This is a genomic window from Streptomyces purpurascens (genome assembly GCF_045040895.1).
In the GTDB taxonomy this organism is placed as follows: Bacteria; Actinomycetota; Actinomycetes; order Streptomycetales; family Streptomycetaceae; genus Streptomyces; species Streptomyces purpurascens.
The window spans coordinates 6364347-6380530 of sequence record NZ_CP108341.1 but is presented as its reverse complement, the minus strand read 5'-3'; the positions used below and the strand labels follow the sequence as shown (position 1 = coordinate 6380530).

At 71.2% G+C, this 16184-nt stretch carries 18 protein-coding genes; 10 read left to right on the top strand and 8 right to left on the bottom strand.

Annotated elements, in window-relative coordinates:
- The 3 genes from OHU35_RS29310 (at position 1) to OHU35_RS29300 (ending at position 3145) form a co-directional block, all read left to right on the top strand.
- A complete protein-coding gene (locus OHU35_RS29310; RefSeq protein ID WP_405507417.1) occupies positions 1 to 771 on the top strand; it encodes an ABC transporter permease in 771 nt (256 codons plus the stop codon).
- A 149-nt stretch (positions 772 to 920) separates the two neighbouring features.
- On the top strand, positions 921 to 2261 hold the full coding sequence (locus OHU35_RS29305; protein WP_405507415.1) for an ATP-binding cassette domain-containing protein: 1341 nt from the start codon (positions 921 to 923) through the stop codon (positions 2259 to 2261).
- Positions 2258 to 3145 carry an ABC transporter permease subunit gene (locus tag OHU35_RS29300; RefSeq protein WP_189723248.1) on the top strand — a complete coding sequence of 296 codons (888 nt, stop codon included), beginning with the start codon at positions 2258 to 2260 and terminating at the stop codon, positions 3143 to 3145. The genes OHU35_RS29305 and OHU35_RS29300 overlap by 4 nt, the downstream gene beginning before the upstream one ends.
- A 6-nt stretch (positions 3146 to 3151) precedes the next feature.
- Here OHU35_RS29300 and OHU35_RS29295 read toward each other — a convergent pair whose 3' ends face one another.
- The gene (locus OHU35_RS29295) at positions 3152 to 3484 is read right to left on the bottom strand and encodes an ATP/GTP-binding protein (protein WP_189723247.1); all 333 of its coding nucleotides are present in this window, start codon (positions 3482 to 3484) and stop codon (positions 3152 to 3154) included.
- A 251-nt stretch (positions 3485 to 3735) separates the two neighbouring features.
- On the opposite strand from OHU35_RS29295, the gene OHU35_RS29290 reads away from it, so the two are divergent.
- Complete coding sequence (locus tag OHU35_RS29290; RefSeq protein WP_189723246.1) at positions 3736 to 4764, top strand: LLM class flavin-dependent oxidoreductase; 1029 nt, start codon at positions 3736 to 3738, stop codon at positions 4762 to 4764.
- Positions 4765 to 4848: 84 nt separating this feature from the next.
- On the opposite strand, the gene OHU35_RS29285 is transcribed toward OHU35_RS29290, so the two are convergent.
- Positions 4849 to 5241, bottom strand: a complete 393-nt coding sequence (locus OHU35_RS29285) for an SCO5389 family protein (protein WP_003993005.1) — start codon at positions 5239 to 5241, stop codon at positions 4849 to 4851.
- A gap of 252 nt (positions 5242 to 5493) precedes the next feature.
- On the opposite strand from OHU35_RS29285, the gene nucS reads away from it, so the two are divergent.
- The gene (gene nucS / locus OHU35_RS29280; RefSeq protein ID WP_189723245.1) at positions 5494 to 6165 is read left to right on the top strand and encodes an endonuclease NucS; all 672 of its coding nucleotides are present in this window, start codon (positions 5494 to 5496) and stop codon (positions 6163 to 6165) included.
- 95 nt (positions 6166 to 6260) lie between these two features.
- Here the strand turns inward: nucS and OHU35_RS29275 are convergent, their stop codons facing one another.
- The 4 genes from OHU35_RS29275 to OHU35_RS29260 all read right to left on the bottom strand — a co-directional run bounded on the left by OHU35_RS29275 (position 6261) and on the right by OHU35_RS29260 (position 11129).
- On the bottom strand, positions 6261 to 8768 hold the full coding sequence (locus tag OHU35_RS29275) for an ATP-binding protein (RefSeq protein WP_359886328.1): 2508 nt from the start codon (positions 8766 to 8768) through the stop codon (positions 6261 to 6263).
- Positions 8769 to 9036: 268 nt separating this feature from the next.
- On the bottom strand, positions 9037 to 9360 hold the full coding sequence (locus OHU35_RS29270) for an STAS domain-containing protein (protein WP_003993003.1): 324 nt from the start codon (positions 9358 to 9360) through the stop codon (positions 9037 to 9039).
- Between the two features lie 150 nt (positions 9361 to 9510).
- Positions 9511 to 10359 (bottom strand): 3-hydroxyacyl-CoA dehydrogenase family protein, encoded by an 849-nt coding sequence (locus tag OHU35_RS29265; RefSeq protein WP_189723243.1) that lies wholly within the window; start codon positions 10357 to 10359, stop codon positions 9511 to 9513.
- Between the two features lie 128 nt (positions 10360 to 10487).
- The gene (locus OHU35_RS29260; protein WP_405507413.1) at positions 10488 to 11129 is read right to left on the bottom strand and encodes a TetR/AcrR family transcriptional regulator; all 642 of its coding nucleotides are present in this window, start codon (positions 11127 to 11129) and stop codon (positions 10488 to 10490) included.
- Positions 11130 to 11223: 94 nt separating this feature from the next.
- Here OHU35_RS29260 and OHU35_RS29255 point away from each other — a divergent pair, with 94 nt between their 5' ends.
- Genes OHU35_RS29255 through OHU35_RS29245 form a run of 3 tightly spaced genes read left to right on the top strand, consistent with a single transcriptional unit; the run spans position 11224 to position 13370 of the window.
- The gene (locus OHU35_RS29255) at positions 11224 to 12006 is read left to right on the top strand and encodes an ABC transporter ATP-binding protein (protein ID WP_405507412.1); all 783 of its coding nucleotides are present in this window, start codon (positions 11224 to 11226) and stop codon (positions 12004 to 12006) included.
- A gap of 28 nt (positions 12007 to 12034) precedes the next feature.
- Complete coding sequence (locus OHU35_RS29250; RefSeq protein ID WP_405507410.1) at positions 12035 to 12784, top strand: ABC transporter permease; 750 nt, start codon at positions 12035 to 12037, stop codon at positions 12782 to 12784.
- Between the two features lie 13 nt (positions 12785 to 12797).
- Complete coding sequence (locus tag OHU35_RS29245) at positions 12798 to 13370, top strand: cob(I)yrinic acid a,c-diamide adenosyltransferase (RefSeq protein WP_189723239.1); 573 nt, start codon at positions 12798 to 12800, stop codon at positions 13368 to 13370.
- Here OHU35_RS29245 and OHU35_RS29240 read toward each other — a convergent pair.
- Positions 13367 to 13555, bottom strand: a complete 189-nt coding sequence (locus tag OHU35_RS29240; RefSeq protein ID WP_189723238.1) for a DUF5708 family protein — start codon at positions 13553 to 13555, stop codon at positions 13367 to 13369. The genes OHU35_RS29245 and OHU35_RS29240 overlap by 4 nt on opposite strands.
- Positions 13552 to 14136, bottom strand: coding sequence for a hypothetical protein (locus tag OHU35_RS29235; RefSeq protein WP_189723237.1), 585 nt, complete (start codon positions 14134 to 14136; stop codon positions 13552 to 13554). Before OHU35_RS29235 ends, OHU35_RS29240 begins: the two co-directional genes overlap by 4 nt.
- 151 nt (positions 14137 to 14287) lie before the next feature.
- On the opposite strand from OHU35_RS29235, the gene OHU35_RS29230 reads away from it, so the two are divergent.
- Positions 14288 to 15481 (top strand): sensor histidine kinase, encoded by a 1194-nt coding sequence (locus tag OHU35_RS29230; RefSeq protein ID WP_405507407.1) that lies wholly within the window; start codon positions 14288 to 14290, stop codon positions 15479 to 15481.
- Complete coding sequence (locus tag OHU35_RS29225) at positions 15478 to 16128, top strand: response regulator transcription factor (protein WP_189723235.1); 651 nt, start codon at positions 15478 to 15480, stop codon at positions 16126 to 16128. The genes OHU35_RS29230 and OHU35_RS29225 overlap by 4 nt, the downstream gene beginning before the upstream one ends.
- Positions 16129 to 16184 lie beyond the last annotated feature (56 nt).

Below are 16184 nucleotides of genomic sequence, written 5' to 3'. Positions count from 1 at the left end.
ATGGCGACGACCCAGGTCGTACGGTCGGAGTGGACCAAGATCCGGTCGGTGGCGTCCACGGTGTGGACGCTCTCGCTGGTGGTGGTCGTGACGGTCGCCCTCGGCATGCTGATCTCGGCGCTGTCGAAGAACGAGTTCGACAGCATGAACGCACAGGCGCGGGCGGAGTTCGATCCGACGTTCATCAGTTTCGCGGGGATGAGCCTCGGCCAGCTGGCGATGATCGTGTTCGGCGTACTGGTGGTGTCGAACGAGTACAGCACCGGCATGATCCGCACCTCGCTGGCCGCCGTGCCACAGCGCGGTTCCTTCCTGGTCAGCAAGATCGCGGTGGCCACCGGTCTCGCCCTGCTGGTCGGGCTCGTCACCAGCTTCGCCGCGTTCTTCCTGGGGCAGGCGATGCTCGGCGAGCACCGGGCGGAGATCGGCGACACGGGTGTGCTGCGGGCCGTGTTCGGCGGGGGCCTCTACATGGCCCTGATCGCGATGTTCTCCATGGGCGTCGCCGCGATGCTGCGCTCGCCGATGCTGTCGCTGGGCATCCTGATGCCGTTCTTCTTCCTGATCTCCAACATCCTCGGCAATGTCGACGCGACGAAGAAGGTCGGCCGGTTCCTGCCCGACCAGGCCGGCAGCAAGATCATGCAGGTGGTCACGCCGATCGACGACGACACCCCGTACGGGCCATGGGGCGGCCTCGGGATCATGGGGCTGTGGGTGCTCGCGGCCCTGATCGGCGGGTACGTACTGCTGAAGAAGCGTGACGCCTGACCGGACAGGGTCTGAAGGAGGCCGTCGGGGCGCGTCGGGCCCCCACCCTTTACTTTGATTTGGGCGGAACCGTCAGCGCCTCGATATCCTCCTAACCCTTACGGGGGGCGTGTGCCCCGCTGTCCTGAACCTTGCGATGGGTGCGGAGCATGATCGAAGCAGTCGGCCTGACGAAGCGCTACGGCGACAAGACCGCTGTGTACAACCTTTCCTTCCAGGTGCGGCCCGGAGCCGTCACCGGCTTCCTCGGGCCGAACGGCTCGGGCAAGTCGACGACGATGCGGATGATCCTCGGCCTGGACAACCCGACGGCCGGGCAGGTGACGATCGGGGGCTATCCGTATCGCAGGCTGCCCAACGCCCCCCGCCAGGTCGGCGCCCTGCTGGACGCCAAGGCCGTGCACGGCGGCCGGGCCGCCCGCAACCACCTGCTGTGCCTGGCCCAGCTGTCCGGCATCCCGGCCAGGCGCGTGGACGAGGTGCTCGGGGTCGTCGGTCTGCAGGACGTGGCCAGGAAGCGGTCCAAGGGCTTCTCCCTGGGCATGGGGCAGCGGCTCGGCATCGCCGCCGCGCTGCTCGGCGACCCTCAGGTGCTGCTGTTCGACGAGCCGGTCAACGGCCTCGACCCCGAGGGCATCCTCTGGGTGCGCAACCTGATGAAGGCGCTGGCGGCGGAGGGCCGTACGGTCTTCGTCTCCTCCCATCTGATGAGCGAGATGGCGCTGACCGCCGACCACCTCATCGTCATCGGGCGCGGACAGCTGCTCGCCGACATGAGCGTCACGGACTTCATCTCCGCGAACTCCGCGGACTTCGCGCGGGTCCGCACGCCCGACACCGAGCCGCAGCAGCGCGAGAAGCTGTCGGCCGCGCTCACCGAGTCGGGCGGGCACGTGCTGCCCGAGCAGGACGGCGCGCTGCGGGTGACCGGGCTGCCGCTCCCCCGCATCAGCGACATCGCGCACACCGCCGACGTACGGCTGTGGGAGCTGTCGCCGCACCAGGCCTCGCTGGAGGAGGCGTACATGCGGATGACGCAGGGCGCCGTCGACTACCGCTCGACCATCGACCAGAAGGAAGGCCTGCAGCAGCCGCTGCCGCCCGGCGCGCAGCCGCCGATGCCGGCGCCGGGGCAGGACCAGCCGGGCTGGTACGCCCCGCCGCCGCCCCAACAGGGCGGGCAGCCGCTCCCGATGCCGCCGCAGGGCGCGCCGGGACAGGCTCCGGCGGGCCCGTACGGGGCTCCCGGGACACCCGGCGCGCCCGGGTCCGCTCCGAGCGCCCCTGACGCCTCCGGCGCGGGAGCACCCAACCCGTACGCCCAGCCCGCTCCCCAGGCGCCTCAGGCTCCCCCGCAGGCGCCCGCGCAGCCCTCCGCCGCTCCGGCCCCGCAGGCGGCTGCCCAGCCGCCCGTGCCCCCGCAGGCGCCCGCCGCCCCGCCGGCTCCCGCCCCGACCTCCGACCTGACCAAGCCCGAGGACGCCCGATGAGCAGCCCCCAGTCCCAGACGCCGCAGGCCGCGCCCAACTGGCAGGCGACGCCCGGTGCCGCGCTTCCCGCCTCCGGTCCGTACCCCGGCTACACCTCGCCGATCCCGGTCGTGCGCACGCACCTCGGGCACGCCATCGCCTCCGAGTGGACGAAGATCAGGTCGGTGCGCTCCACGATGTGGACGCTCGGCGTGTTCGTCCTGCTCGTCGTCGGCATCGGTCTGCTGACCGGCGTGGTGGTGGCCAACTCCGACCCGGCCCTGTCCGGCGAGAGCCCGCTCGGCCTGGGCTTCTTCGGGCTGCTGCTGGGCAGCATGTGCCTCATCACGCTGGGCGTGCTGACCACGGCCTCGGAGTACGGCACCGGCATGGTCCGCACCACGATGGTCGCGTGCCCGAGCCGCGGCCGGGTGCTGGCGGCGAAGGCCATCGTGTTCTTCCTGGTCGCCTTCGTGGTGACGCTGATCTCCTCGTCGCTCGTCGCCTTCCTGCACGTCGCCATGCTGGAGGGCGACGGCGCCAAGTCCCCCACCGGCGGGGAGTGGCTGAAGGCCACGGTCGGCATGTCGGCCTACGTCGCGCTGCTGGGCCTGCTCTCGCTCGCCGTCGGCTCGATCATCCGGCACTCGGCGGGCGCCATCACCATCATGATCGGCGCCGTGCTCGCCCCGCTGGTGATCGCGCTGTTCATGTTCTCGGAGTCGCTGCGGGCCGTGCGCGACGCACTGTTCGAGTACTCCATCCCGAACCAGCTGAGCATCTTCTACGCCAACTCCCTCAGCGAGTCCGGCCCCTCGGGCTGGGACCCGCTGTGGATCATCCTCGCCGCGACGGCCGTCGCGTTCGCCGCCGCCTTCGCGCTGCTGGAGAAGCGGGACGTCTGAGTTCCCTCAGAATCTGGGCGAGTTACGGGACCGCTGCACCCCCGGGGTGCGGCGGTCCCGCGCGTTCCAGCAGGCCTTGTGCCAGTGCCGGCGGTCGTCGACGCCCGCGTGCTCGGACCAGGCCACCACGTGCGGCACACCGTCGGGGATCATCTGGTCGCAGCCGGGGCAGCGGTACGACTTGCCCTGCGCGCTCGCGCCGGCCACATGCCGCACGCTCCAGTTCTCACCCTGCCAGTTCTCCGAGGACTGCCAGCCGCCGTAGCGGCCGGGGCTGTCGTCCTCGGCGCTCCGGCCGGACGAACCGGCATCCTTGGGTCGGTTACGACGCGGGGACACGGGACACCTCTCGGGGATATACAGGGAGCACGAGCCGTGTCCAGCCTACGCGGCGCGGACGAGGGTACGCGTACGGCACCAATCGCCACAAGTCCCTCTCCGGGCGAGGCGGGTGCTCCCCGGCCCTCAGCGGAACGCCCCATTCTGCAGACAATCCGCAAAATACTCCGCCCGGCCGTGTCCTCGGCACGTGTCAGACGGTTATGCCCTGTGGGGGAGCTCCCTGTCGGAGCCAAGGAAGCAGGAAAGCAATGCACGTTGGAAGTTTCGTGTTGGCGGCCCAGTTCCCCGGTCAGGGCGAGGGAGAGGCGCTGCACCGCGCGGTCCGCTCGGCCGAGGTGGCCGAGGAGTCGGGGCTCGACGCGGTCTGGCTGGCCGAGCACCACTTCGTGCCGTACGGCACATGCCCGTCGGCCATCACCCTGGCAGCCCTACTGCTCGGCCGCACCCGCCGCATCCGGGTCGGTACGGCGGTCAGCGTCCTGCCCACCGCCCACCCCGTGACCCTCGGCGAACAGGCCGCGCTGCTGCACCACACGAGCGGCGGCCGTTTCACGCTGGGCGTCGGGCGCGGCGGTCCGTGGGTCGACCTGGAGGTGTTCGGCGCGGGCCTTGAGGCGTACGAGGAGGGGTTCCCGGAGGCCCTGGACCTCCTGGGGCGCTGGCTGCGCGAACCGTCCGTGGCGGCCGACGGGGAGCGCTACCGCTTCCGTGAAGTCCCGGTGATCCCCCGGCCGTCGGAGGCCCTGACCGACGTCCAGGGGCCCGAGCTGGTCGTCGCCTGCACCTCCCCGGCGAGCGTGCGGCTGGCCGCCGAGCGCGGTCTTTCGATGCTGCTCGGGATGCATGTGGGGGACGAGGAGAAGGCCGAGATGGTCGCCCTGTGGCGGCAGCACGCGCGGGCGTGCGGCCGGCCGGCCGAGGAGATCATCGGCGCATCCCATGTGTCGGCGGGCGTCTGCCAGATCGCGGACCGGCGTGTCGACGCGGCGGAGACGCTGATGAAGGCGATGCCGGGCTGGCTGAAGCAGGGCCTGGAGGCACATGTCACGGTCGACGGGCGCACACGCCGGATGCGCGACCCGCTGGCGTACACCGAACTGCTCTGCGGGCTGCACCCGGTGGGGACGCCGCGGCTGTGCGCCGACCGGCTGGCGGCGACCAGCGAGCGGACCGGCATCTCCCGCTTCGCCCTGCTCGTCGAGGGCTCCGGTGACCTGGCGGCGACCGAGGAGAACGTACGGCGGCTGGGGACCGAGGTGCTCCCCCAACTCGTCTGAGAACGCGGTGGATTCCTGGGGGCTTGCCGCTCCGGTACAAAAGCGCACCTCCCGCGTACGGAGCGGCAAGCAAGCGGCGCCGCGTCAGCAGTCCCGGAACTCGGGTGACTGGTTCAGCACCTGGCTACGGACCGAGGTGAAGCGGTCCAGCTTCTCGTCGACCGAGGAGTCAAGCGGGAACACGGCCACCCGGTGGCAGTTCTGGAAAGCCAGCCGCACACCGAAGTGCCGTTGCAGCGCGCCGCGTATCGCGTCACTCGCAAGCGCACGCAGCAACTGCCCGCGTGCCTGCTCGTCCGGCGGAGGCGTCTGGTTGTCGGCGAACGCACCGCCGTCCACCTTCAGCTGGGCCACCAGGGAGCTGATCATCTCCCACGCATAGGGCAGGGAGGTCCGGACGCAGTCGACGAATTCCGCTTCGTCGACCTCGCCTCGCTCGGCCTGTTCGAGTAGGGCCGGTGAGACGTCGAGCGACATGAGTTCTCCTCTCGCACCCCCGATGAGCGGGGGTTGCCGGACAGATGGGGGAGTTCGCGATACCGGACACGCTGCGTACACACCTCGCGACCTCCCGTTCATACGGTAAGCAACCGGCGGTGACGGCACCAGGAGAATGCGCAGATGGCACACTCTCAATGAGCACACCATGCACACAATCGGCCATTACCGAACACGTGTTTTCCAGGGCGAATCGCGTCGGCAGGCGCCCGTCGAGTAGCGTTGCCGACCATGCGTCTCGTCATTGCCCGCTGTTCCGTGGACTACGCCGGGCGGCTCACCGCCCACCTTCCCTCGGCCCCGCGCCTGATCCTGGTGAAGGCGGACGGCAGCGTCTCGATCCACGCCGACGACCGGGCCTACAAGCCCCTGAACTGGATGTCGCCGCCCTGCACGCTGAAGGAGGGCACCGGCGAGGAAGAGGGCGTCTGGACCGTCATCAACAAGGCGGGCGAGAAGCTCATCATCACGATGGAGGAGGTTCTCCACGACTCCTCGCACGAACTGGGCGTGGATCCCGGCCTGATCAAGGACGGCGTGGAAGCGCACCTTCAGGAGCTGCTCGCCGACCGCATCGAGACACTCGGAGACGGCTACACCCTGATCCGCCGCGAGTACCCGACGGCCATCGGGCCGGTGGACATCCTGTGCCGGGACGCCGAGGGCAAGACCGTCGCGGTGGAGATCAAGCGGCGCGGTGAGATCGACGGCGTGGAGCAGCTGACGCGCTATCTGGAGCTGCTGAACCGCGATCCCCATCTCGCGCCGGTCCGCGGCGTCTTCGCCGCCCAGGAGATCAAGCCCCAGGCCCGCGTCCTCGCGACGGACCGGGGCATCGGCTGCCAGGTCCTCGACTACGACGCGATGCGCGGCATCGAGGACGACAAGCTGCGGCTGTTCTGACGTTTCTCCGGCCCACCCCGTCTCTGACCCACCCCGCCTGACGAAGAGGGCCGGGTCCGCGGAAAGCGGACCCGGCCCTGCTGTGTGTACGGGTGTCAGATCACCGACTGCGAACCGCTCGGCGTCCCTTCACTGCTCTGCGGCGCGCTCGCGGTGGTGCTCGTGGGCGCGCTCGGGGCCGGGCCGCTGGCCGAGTCGGAGGTGGACGGGCTGGTCGTCGGCGGGGTCGTCGTCGGCGTGGGCTCGCCGGTGTCCGTCGGTGTCGGCGACGGCGAGGACGGCGGCGGACTCGACGGCGGCTTGGTCGGTGAGGACGGCGGCTTGGTCGGGCTGGCCGGCGGCTTGGACGTCGCCGGCGGCTTCGAGGTCGTCGGCGGCTTGGACGTCGACGCGGGGTCGCTCGGGTTCTGCGAACCGCTCGGGTCGTCCGTCGGCGTCGGATCGTCCGACGTGCCGAGCGTGCCGTCAGGCCCCGGGTCGGTCGGGCGGCTGGTCGCCGCGCCGGTGTCGTCGCCGCCCTCGTTCGCCGCCGGGTCGGCGCCCAGGCTGCCGTCGCCCAGGCCCTGGCTGGCCGAGGGGTTGACGCCGACCTGGTCGGACGGCGGGTTCCGGTCCTTGTCGGAGGTGGCGCCGAGGGTCACCACCGTGCCGAGCACGGCGACGAGCAGGGCACCGGCGCCCGCGGCCACGAGGTTGCGCCGGGCCAGGCCCTTGAGACCGCCCCGGGCCTTGCGCGAGGGCGCGGACGAGCTGTGGTGGGTGACCACGGTCGGCGAGGAGGGCTGCTGGAGCGTCGGGAAGGCCGCCGGGACACCGCCGGCCGGGGACGCCGACTCCTCGTACCGGGCGTCGGGCACCTCCTCCCCCGCGGTCGGCCCGAGCCCGAGCGGGGTGCCCGAGCGGTCGGAGACCAGGGCGAGGGCACGACGGCCGGCGACGGTGCCGCGCTTGTCGGCCAGGGCGCCGCGCAGGCCGATGGAGGCCTCCAGTTCGGCGCGCGCCCGGTCGAACTGTTCCCGGCACAGGGCGAGGATGCCGAGCTCGTGATGGAAGTAGGCCTGCTCGGCGACGTCCCCGGCGAGCCGGGCGGCCTCGGCGCCGGCCCGCAGCGTCCGTTCCCAGGCGCTCCAGTGCAGTCCGGCGGCGAACGCGGGGGCGGCGGTGCGGGCCAGGTGGACGGCCGCGCTCTCCTCGTCCTCGGCGGGCGGCCGGGTGGCCGGCCCGAGGAGGGCCAGTGCGGCGAGGACGGCGTCGGACTCGGCGCACACGCGCTCCGGGGTGACCGAGGGGTGCCCGGCCCACCAGGAGTAGTGCTGGGCGGCGCTGCGGGCCCCGGCCTCGGCCTCGTCGGCGTATCCGGCGGCCTCCAGCTGGGCCGGCACGCCCGCGGCGAGCCGGTAGCGGGAGCCGACCGGGGAGACCAGACCGCAGACGGCCAGTTCGCCGAGGGCGGCGTCCGCGTGGGTGTCGCCGACCAGGGCGGGCAGATGCGCCTGGTGCGGGACCTCGCCGCCGAGGGCGACGGCGAACCGCAGGGTGGCGCGGGCGGAGGCGCTCAGCCGGGAGGCGAGCAGCGGGGCGGGGGCGGCGGCCTCACCGAGCGCGGGCAGCGGTACGTCGTCGCCGTCGGCGGCGTCGTACGCCTCGGCCGGGGGCGCGTCCTCGAAGACGCCGAACTCGTCGACGGCACTCGTCCCGGCCCGCAGCCGGTCGCGCTGCCTCAGCAGGGCACCGGCCTGGACGAAGCGCAGCGGCAGGCCCTCGGACTCGAACCAGAGGTCGCCCGCCCAGTTGGACTCCTCCTCGGTGAGGGACCGGCCGACGGCGTGCTCCAGCAGGTCGAGTCCGGCCGCGCGTTCCAGGCCGCCGAGGACGACCTCCTCGACGGCGGATGCGGCGGAGGGAGCGGGCACGTCCGGGGTGGCGCCGAGCAGGAAGGCGCACTCGGGGGTCGCCTCCAGCAGCTCGTCGAGCGCGGCGCCGCCGAACTCGATGTCGTCGAGGACGACGACCGCGCCGATCTCACGGAGGTGGGTGAGCAGTTCGTCCCGGTCCGGGCGGTACAGGGGGGCGCTGAAGACGGCTCGGAAGAGCTCGTACTGCAGGTCGCCGGAGGTGCGGCCGAAGCCGTTGAGGCGGACGACGCCGTCGGGGGCGAGGTCCGAGCAGTCCTCGGCGACGAGGTCGAGCAGGCGGGTGCGGCCCGAGCCGGCGGGTCCGGTGAGGCGGACGGAGCGGCCGCGGGCGAGCAGGCGCACCAGTCGCTCGCGTTCGTCCTGGCGGGCCAGCAGCGGCAGGGCGGGACGCGCGGGGCCGGGCGGGACGGGTGGCCGGGCCGCGCGCTCGGCCTCGGCGCGTTCGGCCGTGGTGAGCTTCACGGGCCGGGCGGGCCGTTGGGCGGGCGGGCAGGCCTCTATCTCGCTGCCGTCGACGGGGTTGACCGTCAGCAGGAAGTCGCCGACGACGAGCTGCACCGTGCGGGCGAGCGCGGGCGCGTGCTGCGCGAAGTCGGGTGCGAGGGATTCCCGGGGCGGCCGCTGGCGCGGCCCCTGGCCGTCGCCTTCGTGGCCGTACTCCTCGGGTCCCCGGGTGTTCGGGTCCATAAGACAAGCCCCCCAAAAGCGGGTGTGTGCTGTGAAAGCCCTTCCCGGCCTTGCTGCACACCGCGCTGTCGCTTCTGGTCCGGGCCCGCTCGAAGGGTGGCAAGGCAGCGGGCAGCCGAACCCTAAACCTTCGCACAGTATCTACGACAGTCCGGGGTACCGCGGCGTCCGAGACGTCACGGTCTCGTGAGGATTGTGCGCGTCGCACGATTCGACAACGTCCGTCCGGGTCCTCCCCGGTCTCCCGGTTCACACCCGCACGCCGGCGTCACACGCGGGGCAGTGTCTCCACCCCGATGCCCCCTTCGATCGCCAGGATCCGGTGCAGACGGGTGGCCACCAGCAGGCGCTGCATCTGCGGCGGTACACCGCGCAGCACCAGGCGCCGGCCGCAACGGCCGGCCCGCCGGTGGGCTCCCATGATCACGCCCAGTCCCGTGGCGTCCCAGGAGTCCAGTTCGGACAGGTCGAGCACGAGGTCGCCGACTCCGTCGTCGACGGCCGAGTGCAGGACCGTACGGGCGTCCGCCGCGCTCCGGACGTCGAGGCGGCCCCCGACGACCAGCTCGGCGTGGTCGCCCCTGATGTGCATATGCGCTCCCCGTGCGTGCGTCTCGTGCTCCGCGTTTCTGATGCCGGTGATGCAACCTCTGACTGTGTGGAGGCGGCAGAGGTTGCTTCCTGTAAGCGAACCGATACCGAATTCACCCGGGGGTGTGATGCCCCCGGGGCATGTGCGGTTTCAGTGCTTGTAGAAGCCCTGCCCGCTCTTGCGTCCGATGTCACCGGCGTCAACCATCCGGCGCATCAGCTCGGGAGCCGCGAACTTCTCGTCCTGGGACTCGGTGTAGATGTTGTTCGTGGCGTGCAGCAGGATGTCGACGCCCGTCAGGTCCGCCGTCGCCAGCGGTCCCATGGCGTGGCCGAAGCCCAGCTTGCAGGCGAGGTCGATGTCCTCGGCGGTCGCCACGCCCGACTCCTGCAGTTTCGCGGCCTCGACGACCAGGGCGCAGATGAGACGGGTCGTCACGAAGCCGGCGACGTCGCGGTTGACGACGATGCAGGTCTTGCCGACCGACTCGGCGAACTCCCGGGCCTTGGCGAGGGTTTCGTCGCTGGTCTTGTAGCCGCGGACCAGTTCGCACAACTGCATCATCGGCACCGGCGAGAAGAAGTGCGCGCCGACGACCCGCTCGGGGCGCTCCGTCGCGGCCGCGATCTTGGTGATCGGGATGGCGGAGGTGTTGGAGGCGAGGATCGCCTCGTCCTTCACGAGCTTGTCGAGCGTGCGGAAGATCTCGTGCTTGATCTCGAGCTTCTCGAAGACGGCCTCCACGACGACGTCCGCGTCGGCCACGGCGTCCAGGTCGGTGGTGGCGGTGATCCGGGCGAGGGCGGCGTCTGCGTCGTGCGCCTCCAGCTTGCCCTTGGCGACGAACTTGTCGTACGAGGCCTTGATGCCGTCGGTGCCCCGCTTCAGCGCCTCGTCCGTGACGTCGCGCAGGACCACGTCCCAGCCCGCCTGCGCCGAGACCTGAGCGATACCGGCTCCCATGAGGCCGGCTCCGATGACGGCGAGCTTCCCTGCCACGTTACGACTCCCTGCTGACACGGCTCTTATGTATGCCTCTCGGGCGGACACTAGCGCTCGTGAGGCGCTGTGTGACCGCTAAGTAACGCGCGTCACGTCTCACATGACGGACATCACACCGGGCCGGGTCATTCGGGGTCTCGTACGGCGTAGTTGAGCACCTTCTCGCTCAACAGCTCCTCGATGTCGTCGAGGAGGACGAGCATCTCTCGTGACACTTCGTCCGGGTTGCGCCCCTTGACCATCTCGCGGCCGATCGCGACGAAGACGGTGCCGTGGATCCAGCAGATCTGACCGGCGATCAGTCCCGGCAGCGGGTCGCCGTCACCGGCGCCGGCCTCCTCGCGGAGGGTCGCCTCCAGGTTGTCCTGGAGCTCCTGCTGGATGCCCCACAGCCGGGAGCGCAGCGGCGGCGCCTCTTCGATGCAGCGCATGAAGCGGTCGTAGCCCTCGATGAGACCCATCCGGGGGGAGACGGCCTCGGTCTCGGCGCGCAGCTCGCGCAGCACCGCCCGGGCGGCCGACTCCCCCGCGTCCCGGCCGCGCACCCAGCGGGAGAGGCGGTCGACGACGCCCTGGGAGCGGTCGAAGAAGAGGTCCTCCTTGGCCGGGAAGTAGTTGTAGACGGTGTTCACGGAGACGTCGGCCGCCTCCGCCACGTCCGCGATCGTCACCGTCACGAACCCGTGCTCCAGGAACAGCCCGGTGGCGATGTCCGAGATGCGCTGCCTGGTCTCGCGCTTCTTCCGCTCCCTGAGCCCCTCAGCCATGTCCGAATCCTAGCTTCCCTGGGGGTTCTCAAAACTTGGGGTCATTGCAAACTTTAAGAGACTCTGTTTTTCTATGGGCATGGAAACCAGGGGCATGGCAATCATCAGTACGGCCGGTCTGGCCCGTACCTTCCGGACCAAGCACGGCCCGGTCCAGGCCGTGCGCGGCATCGACCTGACCGTCCGCGAGGGCGAGATCCTCGGCTTCCTCGGCCCGAACGGCGCCGGCAAGACGACGACCCTGCGGATGCTGACGACCCTGCTGGAACCGACCGGCGGGGCCGCCACCGTCGCGGGCCACGACCTGGCGACCGACCCGGCCGGGGTGCGGCGGGCCTGCGGCTACGTGGCGCAGTCCGGCGGGGTGGACCCGGGGATCACCGTGCGGGAGGAACTGGTCACCCAGGGGCGCCTGTACCGGCTGACCAGGGCGCGAGCCGCCGAGCGCGCCGAGGAACTGGCCCGCGACCTGGGCCTCACCGAACTGCTCGACCGCAAGTGCGCCGCGCTCTCCGGCGGACAGCGGCGGCGCCTGGACATCGCGATGGCGCTCACCCACCGCCCGAAGGTGCTGTTCCTCGACGAGCCGACGACCGGTCTCGACCCCGGCAGCCGTGCCGACCTGTGGGACCTGGTGCGGCGGCTGCGCGACGAGCACGGCACGACCGTCTTCCTGACCACCCACTACCTCGACGAGGCCGACGCCCTCTCCGACCGGCTGGTCGTCGTCGACCAGGGCGTGGTGGTCGCCGAGGGCACCCCGAGCGCGCTGAAGCTCCGCTACGGCGGCTCGCTCGACGCCTCGCTCCAGGACACGTTCCTCGCCATCACCGGCCGCAGCGCCGCGCCGGCCGACCAGACCCCCGTCGCCGTATAGGCCCCAGAGAGGACCCAGAGGTCTCCCGATGCTGTTGCACGACACCGCGCTCGTCTACGGGCGCTATCTCCGCCAGTCCCTGCGCTCCCGATTCGCGCTGCTCTTCGGCGTCCTGATGCCGCTGCTGTACCTGCTCTTCTTCGGCCCCCTGCTCACGGACCTGCCGCTCGGCGAGCGGGGCAGCTCCTGGCAGGTGCTCGTTCCCGGGCTGCTGCTCCAACTGGGTCTGTTCGGGGCGTCGTTCGCCGGCTTCTCGATCATCATCGAGAAGGGCCAGGGAGTGGTCGAACGCATGCGCGTCACCCCGGTCAGCCGACTGGCCCTGCTGCTGGGCCGGGTGCTGCGGGACGCCACGGTGTTCGTCTTCCAGGCGGTGCTGCTGGTGCTGGCGGCGATGGCGATGGGGCTGCGGGCCCCGCTGGCCGGTGTTCTGATCGGCTTCGGGTTCGTCGCCCTGCTCTCGCTCTCGCTGGCCTCGTTGTCGTACGCGCTGGCCATGAAGCTGGACACCCCGCAGAGCTTCGGCCCGGCGATCAACGCGCTGACCATGCCGTCCATGCTGCTGTCCGGCCTGATGCTCCCGATGACCCTGGGCCCGGCCTGGCTGGACGTCCTGTCGCACCTCATGCCGTTCCGCTATCTGGTGGACGCGGTGCGGGACGCCTACGTCGGCAGCTACGCGACAGCGCCCATGCTGTACGGCGTTCTGGTGGCCGTCGGCCTCACGACTCTGGCCGTGACAGTGGGCACACGCGTGTTCCGAACCGCCGGAGCGTAACTACGCTGGTCACATGGTCAATCTGACGCGCATCTACACCAGGACCGGCGACCAGGGCACCACGAACCTCGGTGACATGAGCCGGGTCCCCAAGACCGACCTGCGGATCTCCGCGTACGCCGACGCCAACGAGGCGAACGCGGCGATCGGTACGGCGATCGCCCTGGGCGGCCTGGACGAGGAGGTCGTCAAGGTCCTCACCCGTGTGCAGAACGACCTGTTCGACGTAGGTGCGGACCTGTCGACCCCGGTGGTGGAGAACCCGGAGTTCCCGCCGCTGCGGGTCGAGCAGTTCTACATCGACAAGCTGGAGGCGGACTGCGACCGCTTCCTCGAACAGGTGGAGAAGCTCCGCTCCTTCATCCTGCCGGGCGGCACCCCGGGCGCGGCCCTGCTCCACCAGGCCTGCACGGTCGTACGCCGGGCGGAGCGCTCGACGTGGGCCGCCCTGGAGGTGCACGCCGAGACGATGAACCCCCTGACGGCGACCTACCTCAACCGCGCCTCCGACCTGCTGTTCATCCTCGCGAGGACGGCGAACAAGCAGGTCGGAGACGTGTTGTGGGTGCCGGGCGGAGAGCGCTAGGTTCTCCCCCGGGCGGCATGCCAGAGGCCGTTGGCGGACAGGACCCCGCCGACGATCATCATCACGATGCCGACCTTGGTGAGAGTGACGACGGGGACGTCCACGTCTCCGGTGAAGCGCCACAGCAGCAGGCCGATCAGGAAGGTGACGACGCCTTCGGTCAGATACTGCTTTGCCTTGGTCATGACTGGATCCTTTCCTTCGACGTGCTGACGGTGGTGTCCTGCTCCCCGGCGGAGGGCTTGCGCGGCCAGACGAAGTAGCTGAGCGCGATCAGGCCGTGGATGCCTGCGGCCCGCCAGGCCGTATAGCGCCAGCTCTCCAGGGAGGTGACGCGGCTCGGGTCGTCCACGTACCAGATGGCGCCCTGGAGCAGCACGGTCGCGACGACCGCGCCGACCAGCGTGCCCAGCCAGATCCTGGCCTCGTGGCGCGCGCGGGCCATGCCGTCGCGCGGGGGCCTCTGCGGAGGCGGGGCGCCGGCGAGCCGGTGGGCCGCGTGGCCGTCGAGCCACTTCACGGTGCGATGGCCGTGCCCGACGGTGTAGCCGATGTACAGCGCGGCCAGGCCGTGCGTCCAGTTCGGGTCGGCACCGTTCTTCAGGTCCAGTGCGGTGGCGACCAGCAGGACGACCTCCAGCAGCGGCTCGCAGAGCAGCAGCGCCAGGCCGGTGCGCGGCATCTTCAGCAGGTAGCGGGCGCCCAGTCCGGCGGCCAGCAGTACCCAGAAGCCGATCTCGCAGGCGGCGATCAATGCGACGATCACGGTTCGCTCCTCTCGGTCACCTTCAAGGCTCCCGGTCGGGGCGGCCGGAATCGTCGTCGCTGCTGACGAACCCGCGGTACATCGAAAGATGCAGCCAGGGACCCTACGCGGGGATCACGCACGAGGCGCCACGGCCGTGTTGGATGGAGTCATGGCCGTACGACTCCCCCGCCCACACCGCTTCGACGTCTACATCGCGGCTGGCGGCCTGCTCGGCGGACTGCTGCTGTGGGGCCTCGGACTGGCCACCCGTCCGCACACCGAGCCGTACGTCCTCCTGCCGGGCCGCTGGCCGCTGCTGCTGCCGCTCTTCGTCATGGCCGGCTGCGAGCTGCTGCGCCGGGCCGCCCCGCGCACCGCCCTGCTGACCGGCACGGCCGCGATCGTCCTGGACACCCTCACCCAGGGCAACCTGGTCACGATCCTGATGTACACCGACCTGATGTACGCGGCCGTCCTGTACGGCACGCCCTCCTCGGCCCGCCGCATTCCGCGCATCACCGGGCTGCTCTCGGTGGCCGGGGCCGTGGTGCCGTTCGCCCTGTGGCGCGAGCCCGAGGCGCTGCTGATCGGTGTGGTCACGGGCATCGTGGCCTTCGGCCCCGCCGCCACCGGCCTGATCGTCCGCAACCACCGCGACGCCGCCGAGTCCGCCCGGCTGCGCGCCGAGCAGACCACGCTGCTCGCCGAGATGGACCGCACCCAGGCGGTGACCGCCGAGCGCGCCCGGATGGCCCGCGAACTGCACGACATGGTCGCCAACCACCTGTCCGCGATCGCCATCCACTCCACGGCCGCCCTCTCCCTCGACGACCCGAAGACCTCCCAGGACGCCCTGGTCGTCATCCGCGAGAACAGCGTGGAGGGGCTCTCGGAGATGCGGCGGCTGATCGGCATCCTGCGCGACAGCAGCGGTGACCTGGAACCGGCCGCGGCCCCGACGCTCGACGGCCTCGGCTCGCTGGTGGAGGGCGCCCGCGCCAACGGCCTCGACGTCACGCTGGACACCGGCCATGGCGAGGTGCCGGCGCCCGTCGAACTCGCCGCCTACCGCATCGTGCAGGAGTCGCTGACCAACGCCCTCAAGCACGCGGCGTCGGGCCGGGTCACCGTGTCCCTCGCCCAGCGGGACGGCTCGCTCGTCGTCACCGTGACCAGCCCGTACGGCGACCGGGACGCCCCCCGCGCGCCCGGCTCCGGCGCCGGTCTGGTCGGCATGCGCGAGCGGGTGGAGCTGCTGGACGGCACCTTCGAGGCCGGCCCCGAAGACTCACCGGACGGCAAGATCTGGGCCGTACGCGCCACACTCCCCGTCAACGACACCGTCGAAGGAGACACCGCATGAGCCGGCCCATCCGGGTCCTGGTCGCCGAGGACCAGTCCGCCGTCCGCGCCGGACTGGTCCTCATCCTGCGCAGCGCGCCCGACATCGAGGTGGCCGGCGAGGCGGCGGACGGCGAGCAGGCGGTGGCGCTGGCCCGCGAGCTGCGGCCGGACCTGGTGCTGATGGACGTTCAGATGCCGCGCCTGGACGGGGTGTCGGCGACCCGGCAGGTCGTCGCGGAAGGGCTCGCCGATGTGCTGGTGCTGACCACCTTCGACCTCGACGAGTACGTCTTCGGGGCGCTGCGGGCGGGCGCGTCCGGCTTTCTGCTGAAGAACACCGAGGCCAGGCAGCTGCTGGAGGCCGTGCGGACGGTCGCGCGCGGGGAAGGACTGATCTCCCCGGCGGTCACCCGGCGGCTGATCGCGGAGTTCGCCGCGAAGCCGACGCGGGAACCCACGGCCGACCCTGCCGTCCTGGACCGGCTGACCCGGCGTGAGCGCGAGGTGCTGTCCTGCCTCGGCGAGGGCCTGTCCAACGCGGACATCGCCGACCGGCTCGACATGGCCGAGGCGACGGTGAAGACCCATGTCAGCAGGCTGCTGGGGAAGCTGGAGCTGCGCAGCCGGGTGCAAGCGGCCGTCCTGGCACAGGAGTTGGGTATCTGACCCAGCCGGGGGGTGTGGTGGTCCAGACCTATTGACCGGTGGTCCAGACCTTTCTA